The sequence below is a fragment of the Vulcanococcus sp. genome (assembly GCF_044369115.1).
Taxonomy (GTDB): Bacteria; Cyanobacteriota; Cyanobacteriia; order PCC-6307; family Cyanobiaceae; genus Vulcanococcus.
The window spans coordinates 1-5,899 of sequence record NZ_JBIPMN010000165.1; the positions used below are offsets into that span (position 1 = coordinate 1).

Below are 5,899 nucleotides of genomic sequence, written 5' to 3' on the forward strand. Positions count from 1 at the left end.
GTGAGCAGGGGCAGGCGCTGGGCCATGGCGATCAGCGCGGCATTGATCAGCAGCGCGAGGGCCCAGTGCTGCAGCCGATCGCCACTGAGCAGAACCTGAAACTCCAGCATTCCGAGCGGGCCCACGCAAGGCCGACACAACACAGGCCCCAGCTCAACACAACCGCGCCCCTTCTGTTGCACTGCCCTAAGGGAACGGCCCGGGAGCCCCGCTGGCAACGGATAATCCAGCCATCCGCCTCACAACCGGCGCCATGGTGTTCAACCGCAAGGGCAGCTTCTTCCTCAACCTCGATGAGAAGGCCCCCGCGACGCCGGCTGCCGTGGCTCCAGTGGCCAAGCCCAGCAAGGCCGCCGAGAAGCCTCAGGCCAAACCTGAGTCACCTGTGGCGGCCGTCGCCTTCAAGGCAGCGGCACCTGCGGCTGAAGCTCCCGCCCCTGCAGCAGCGGGCGGCAAGGTGCTCACCACCGCCGAAGCCATTGCCGCTGAACTGGCGGCTGAACAGGCCGCTAAGCCGGTCGCCACCCTCTCCACCTTCGCTCCCGAGTGCGTCACCGCCGGAGGTGCGCTACCCATGCGCCGCCGCCGCGGCGGAGCCAGCTTGGCGGGCTTCCGCAGCATGGCAGGCGGCCTGTTCGGCAAAAAGTAATTCACCACCACCGGATCAGGCTCAACCGCCAGCACCGCGCCACTGGCTGAGCACAACAGTCCCGGCCACACAAGCTGTGGAACTGCGCAGGATCGTGGAACCCAGTTGAACGGGGATCCACCCTGCTTCACGGGCCTGATCTTCTTCCGCAGGGCTCCAGCCACCCTCGGGCCCGCAGGCCAGCCACAGCTCCTGAAGAGCTTGGCCCGCCCCCTCAGCCGCGTGCTGGAGCGCGGCGGGGAGCCGCGGCAAGCCGTCCTGCCGGGTGGTCGCCCAAAACCGAGCCACCGCACCTGGTGGCTCGGGCGGCTCCATGCTCATCAGCTGCACCAGCGGGGTGGGGCGATCCAGTTGCGGCAGCCACAGGCGCTCGCATTGCTCCGCCGCTTCCTCGGCAATGGTTTGCCAGCGCTCAGGCCGCAGTTGCCCCAGCACGGCCGTGCGCTCACAGGTGATCGGCACCAGGCGATCCACCCCAAGCTCCACCGCCATCCGCACCACCAGATCGAAATCCCGTTTCACCACAGCAGCCACCAGCACCAGAGCCGGGCTGGGGGGCGACTCATGGAGCAGCGGCTGCTCGAGGGGCTGCAGCAAGCGGGCCAGGTTGTGTTCCAGCAGCTCCGCATCCCACAGATGGCCGGCGCCATCCACCACGGCAAACCGGTCGCCCGGGGTGTAACGCAGCACTTTGCACAGGTAGCGGCTGTGCTCCGGGCTCAAGGCCAAGCAGCCTTGGCCATCCATCTCCCGCAGCCGCGCCGGCGGGACCAGCACACGCCGCCGTTCCCGGGCCATCGTCAGGCGTCTGGATCCGAAAGGCTGGTGAAGGGGTTATCGGGGTGATCCTCCACGGGCCAGTCGTCGTTCACCCCACCGATCAGCACCTCCTGGATCTCCACCACATCGGTGTCGAGCTGGCGCAGGGTATTGATCAGCACGTCTATGGCCAGGGCATCACTGGTGCCGAGATCAAGCCAGCAGCGAGCCCATTCGCTGCGGTATTCGATCTCGCCCATGTTGTGCATCAGGGCCGGCATGGCCCGCGCTGCCATGTCGGTGTCGTAGGCCATACCGCTCAGCTCAGCGCCCTCGTCCTGCACCTGCAGGTTTTCAGCATTGAAACCGCCGAGCTTGCCGAGGAAAAACCAGCTGTCGAACACCGTGTCGATGTAGCCCCGCTCCCCCTGGCCAGGGGCATGGCTGAAGCGCAGCCAGATCCAGCAGTTGAAGGGATCAAATTCGCGAAAGCGGATCTCCATCGGACCAAGCGCAGCGCAGCGTTACCACCATCAAACATGCTGGTGGCACCTGCAGACTGGGGGCACCCGCAGAGCATGGCGCCTTCGATGCTTGAGCTGAGGTCGCTGCAGTACCAGCCGGCTACCGCGACGCAACCGGTGCTGCGCTGCCTCAACCTGCAGTTGCAGGTGGGCAAGCCGGCCCTGGTGGCCGGCCGCAGCGGCTCGGGCAAATCCACGCTGCTGGAACTGATCTGCGGACTTGCAGAACCCACCGGCGGCCGCAACGGCGGCTCGATCCTCTGGAACGGTGCGGTGCTCAGCGCCCGGCAGCGGCGCTGGCTGTGCGGCTTGCTCTTTCAGTTCCCCGAGCGGCATTTCCTTGGCCTGAGCGTGGGCCAGGAGCTGAAGCTCGGCCAGCGGCGCATGCCCTCAGAAAAGGTGGAGGCCGTGCTCCGCCAAGTAGGCCTTGACGGCATCTCACTGCAGCAGGCGCCAGAGGCACTGAGCGGCGGCCAGCAACGCCGCCTGGCCCTAGCGGTGCAGCTACTGCGCAACCCCAAGGTGCTGCTGCTGGATGAACCCACCGCTGGGCTGGATTGGTCGGTGCGAGGCGAGATTCTGAGTTTGCTGGCTGAACTGGGGCGCGAAAGGGTGCTGCTGGTGGTCACCCACGAACCCGAGCTGTTTGAAACCTGGGTGGACCCGCAGCAGCGCTACCGGCTGCAGGGCGGGGTGCTGCAACCCTTGGAGCAGCCCGTGCGCTGAATACAGTGCCCCTTGCGGGTGCAGGCAGACAGGCGATGGCGGATCAGTTGGTGCGGGCAACGGCAGCCGGCGGCGGGATCCGCCTGGTGGCAGTGAGCAGCAGCACCACCGCCCGCTACGCGCGCCGGCGCCATAACCTCTCCTTTCTCACCACCGCGCTGCTGGGCCGGGCCATGACCGCTGGTCTGCTGCTGGCCAGTTCGATGAAGGTGCGGCACGGGCGGGTGAACCTGCGCATCGCTTCCGATGGCCCCCTACGCGGCTTGATGGTGGATGCCGGCCGCGACGGCACGGTGCGCGGCTACGTGGGCAACCCTGAACTGGAACTCGATCTGGCACAGGACGCCGATGGGCTGCACCACTTCGATTTCAAGCAGGCCACTGGCACCGGTTACCTGCATGTGGTGCGAGATCTAGGCGAGGGCGAGCCGTTCAGCTCCACCGTGGAATTGGTGAGCGGCGGCATCGGCGACGACGTGGCCTCCTATCTGCTGCACTCCGAACAGACTCCTTCAGCGGTGTTCGTAGGCGAACAGATCGACAGCTCAGGCCTCAAGCATTGCGGCGGTGTGCTGGTGCAGGTGCTGCCCAAGGCAGCCCGTGAGCCGGCGCTGGTGGCCCTGCTGGAGGAGCGCTGCAAGGAAATCAGTGGCTTCAGCGAAAAGCTCGCCGCCTGTGAGGGCAACCTGGAAGCTCTTCTGCGCGAGATCTTCCCGGATCTGGATCCCCAGCTGCTGGATGACGCCGAAGCCAGCCAGGAGATCACCTTCCACTGCCCCTGCAGCCGCAAGCGCAGCGTGAACGCACTCAAGCTGCTGGGCCAGAGCGAACTGAGCGAGATGCTCGCCGAAGATGGCAAGGCAGAACTGACCTGCCACTTCTGCAACGAGATCTACGAAGTGGGCAGCGGCGAGCTGCAGGAGCTGATCAACGAACTGGCCGCCGCTTGAGACTCAGGCGATCAGCAAGGCGCCAAGCACAAGCAGCACCAGCGCCGGCAAGCTCTGAACCTGCGGCGGTGCCAGCGGCAATCCCAACGGCAGGGAGGGATCAATAGCGCTCACCAGCAGGCCGCCGAGCAGGAGGCCGGCGCTGAGCAGTAGCACGCTCCAGCCCACCGCCGGCAGCAAACGACCCAGCCGACGTTGCAGGTTCACCACAGTGAGCACCGTGGCAAAAGCAAGCACAAGCTCGGCGTTGGCAGCTGGCGAGAGCAGCAGGATCACCAGCAGAACCGCACCACCGGCAACGGGCAGCCAGCGCTCACGACCCTCAGCCAGGGCAACGCGCGGCAGTGCTGATGCGCTGAGATTGAGGGTCGGCCGCGGCAGGGCGGGCAGGCTTGGCATCGAAGGGAGTGCTGGCTTACCGGCCGTGGGCTTGGCGGCAGGCTTAGCCGCTTCGCGCTGGGAGGCAGTCAGCGCTGCGGTACTCACCTTGCCCTGCTGCCGCTCCTTAAGCCGGTCCATCAGCACAGCGTCGTAGGCGGCTTCGATGCGCGCCCGCGAGATCGGATCTTCACCAACTTCAGCTAGGCGGGCCTGCTTGGCCGCCTGCACAGCATCGAAGCTGGCATCGGGGCTGATGCCGAGGCTCACATAGGGATCGAGGGAGCCAGGCTGGGCAGGGCCACCGGTTGAATCAGTTCCCTGGGTCATGCCGCGGCTGGAAGTGTCAGTGCGATGGGTTCAGCCTAGAGAGGGAGTGGAGGCAAAGCCTTAGATCAGAACAGTCAGAAAAGGGGTTCGCTGTGGCGAAAGCCGCCTTCCAGCTGCAGGCGGCGGCGCTGCTGCTCCGCTTCATCACGCTGCAGCCAGCAGCGGCGCTTGAGCAGAGGCATCTGGGGCGGGAGATGGCTGCCCTCGCGCATCTCCACCGCAGCTGAACCCGGCGTGGAGCCGGGCACGAAGTTCACGTAGTCACACCCGCCATCGTTGCGGGGTCGTACAAGCCAGAGGGGCCTCGCCATCGCCAGAACCGCCGTTGTGACCTTTCTTCTTAAAGATTCTGGCGGGGCCAACGGGCCGCCGTGGCTTGCGGCCGCGATCCATCGGGGATCGGCGGGAAAGGGGAGCGCGATCAGAGCGCGATCGGCTCCACTCCACTCACCACCGGTGCCACAGCACTGAGCTCGAGATCGGGATGATCCTCACCCAGCTGGTTGAGGTTCCACTCGTTCTTGAACAGCAGCACCGGCCGGTCCCAGGCATCGCGCACCGTTTTGCAGTTGAAGATCCGGCCCACCTTTTCCAGCGCCGGCCAGCCGCCCACCACCCAGCGCGCCACCGAAAAACCGAGAGGTTCGAGGCGGGTCTGCACGCCGTATTCGTTCTCGAGGCGGTATTGCACCACCTCCAACTGCAGCTGACCCACCGCCGCCAGGATTGGATCGCGCTTGCTTTGGTCGGTGTCATAGAGGATCTGCACCGCCCCCTCTTCCCGCAGCTCGTTCACCCCCTTGCGGAAGCTCTTGAACGCCGAGGGATTGGGGTTGCGCAGCCAGGCAAAGATCTCGGGGCTGAAGCAAGGAATGCCCTCGTATTCCACCTTCTGCCCCAGATACAGGGTGTCGCCGATGGCAAACATGCCGGGGTTGTTGAGGCCGATCACATCGCCGGGGTAGGCGTCTTCCACCACCTCGCGGTCTTGGCCAAACAGCTTCTGGGGCCGTGAGAGGCGAATGGTCTTGCCGGTGCGGGCGTGCTGCACCGTCATGTCCTTCTCGAACTTGCCGCTGCACACCCGCACAAACGCCACGCGGTCGCGGTGGCGGGGGTCCATGTTGGCCTGCAGCTTGAACACAAAGCCGCTGAAGCCCGGAGCCACCGGGGCGATCTCACCGGCGCTGCTGCTGCGGGGGGTGGGCTTCTGGGCCAGCTCCAGGAAGGCATCCAGGAAGGGGCGCACCCCGAAGTTGGTCATGGCCGAGCCGAAGAACACCGGGCTCAGTTCGCCGGCATGCACCAGCTCCAGGTCGAGCTCGTTGCCGGCGGCCTCCAGCAGCTCCAGCTCCTCGAGGGCCTGGTCCAGCAGCTCCGGCTCCACCAGGCCACCGCTGCGGGCCTCCTCCACGCTGAGCCGCTTCTCCTCGGAGGCGCGGCCGCGCTCGGCCCGCTCAAACACGATCACCTGATGGCTGCGGCGGTCGATCACGCCGCGGAAGCGATCGCCACTGCCGATTGGCCAGTTCACCGGCCAGCAGGCCAGGCCCAGATCCTGCTCGATCTCATCCAGCAGCTCC

Annotated in this window: 8 protein-coding genes; 3 read left to right on the top strand and 5 right to left on the bottom strand. The window is 66.2% G+C overall.

All coding sequences use genetic code 11. From position 1 onward, the window contains the following. The first annotated feature begins 253 nt into the window (after positions 1 to 253). Positions 254 to 649, top strand: a complete 396-nt coding sequence (locus ACIQ2E_RS11835) for a hypothetical protein (protein ID WP_398330685.1) — start codon at positions 254 to 256, stop codon at positions 647 to 649. Positions 650 to 670: 21 nt separating this feature from the next. On the opposite strand, the gene ACIQ2E_RS11840 is transcribed toward ACIQ2E_RS11835, so the two are convergent. Beyond that, on the bottom strand, positions 671 to 1,447 hold the full coding sequence (locus ACIQ2E_RS11840; RefSeq protein WP_398330688.1) for a 16S rRNA (uracil(1498)-N(3))-methyltransferase: 777 nt from the start codon (positions 1,445 to 1,447) through the stop codon (positions 671 to 673). Positions 1,448 to 1,449: 2 nt separating this feature from the next. Then, positions 1,450 to 1,911, bottom strand: a complete 462-nt coding sequence (locus ACIQ2E_RS11845) for a DUF3531 family protein (RefSeq protein ID WP_398330691.1) — start codon at positions 1,909 to 1,911, stop codon at positions 1,450 to 1,452. A gap of 87 nt (positions 1,912 to 1,998) precedes the next feature. On the opposite strand from ACIQ2E_RS11845, the gene ACIQ2E_RS11850 reads away from it, so the two are divergent. Next, complete coding sequence (locus ACIQ2E_RS11850; RefSeq protein WP_398330694.1) at positions 1,999 to 2,658, top strand: ABC transporter ATP-binding protein; 660 nt, start codon at positions 1,999 to 2,001, stop codon at positions 2,656 to 2,658. 35 nt (positions 2,659 to 2,693) lie between these two features. Then, positions 2,694 to 3,608 (top strand): Hsp33 family molecular chaperone HslO, encoded by a 915-nt coding sequence (hslO, locus tag ACIQ2E_RS11855; protein WP_398330697.1) that lies wholly within the window; start codon positions 2,694 to 2,696, stop codon positions 3,606 to 3,608. A 3-nt stretch (positions 3,609 to 3,611) separates the two neighbouring features. Here hslO and ACIQ2E_RS11860 read toward each other — a convergent pair whose 3' ends face one another. The 3 genes from ACIQ2E_RS11860 to ACIQ2E_RS11870 form a co-directional block, all read right to left on the bottom strand. Next, entirely contained in the window at positions 3,612 to 4,316 is a 705-nt protein-coding gene (locus tag ACIQ2E_RS11860) for a CPP1-like family protein (protein ID WP_398330700.1), read from the bottom strand. A gap of 74 nt (positions 4,317 to 4,390) precedes the next feature. After that, on the bottom strand, positions 4,391 to 4,627 hold the full coding sequence (locus tag ACIQ2E_RS11865) for a hypothetical protein (protein WP_296366032.1): 237 nt from the start codon (positions 4,625 to 4,627) through the stop codon (positions 4,391 to 4,393). Between the two features lie 110 nt (positions 4,628 to 4,737). Beyond that, on the bottom strand, positions 4,738 to 5,899 hold a 1,162-nt coding region (locus ACIQ2E_RS11870), incomplete at its 5' end, for a peptide chain release factor 3 (protein ID WP_398330704.1).

What these genes read in the sequence shown, in the direction of transcription:
- ACIQ2E_RS11865 (WP_296366032.1), bottom strand. Translation starts at nt 4,627, where the DNA reads ATGGCGAGGCCCCTCTGGCTTGTACGACCCCGCAACGATGGCGGGTGT.
- ACIQ2E_RS11850 (WP_398330694.1), top strand. Translation starts at nt 1,999, where the DNA reads ATGCTTGAGCTGAGGTCGCTGCAGTACCAGCCGGCTACCGCGACGCAA.
- ACIQ2E_RS11840 (WP_398330688.1), bottom strand. Translation starts at nt 1,447, where the DNA reads ATGGCCCGGGAACGGCGGCGTGTGCTGGTCCCGCCGGCGCGGCTGCGG.
- ACIQ2E_RS11860 (WP_398330700.1), bottom strand. Translation starts at nt 4,316, where the DNA reads ATGACCCAGGGAACTGATTCAACCGGTGGCCCTGCCCAGCCTGGCTCC.
- ACIQ2E_RS11845 (WP_398330691.1), bottom strand. Translation starts at nt 1,911, where the DNA reads ATGGAGATCCGCTTTCGCGAATTTGATCCCTTCAACTGCTGGATCTGG.
- hslO (WP_398330697.1), top strand. Translation starts at nt 2,694, where the DNA reads ATGGCGGATCAGTTGGTGCGGGCAACGGCAGCCGGCGGCGGGATCCGC.
- ACIQ2E_RS11835 (WP_398330685.1), top strand. Translation starts at nt 254, where the DNA reads ATGGTGTTCAACCGCAAGGGCAGCTTCTTCCTCAACCTCGATGAGAAG.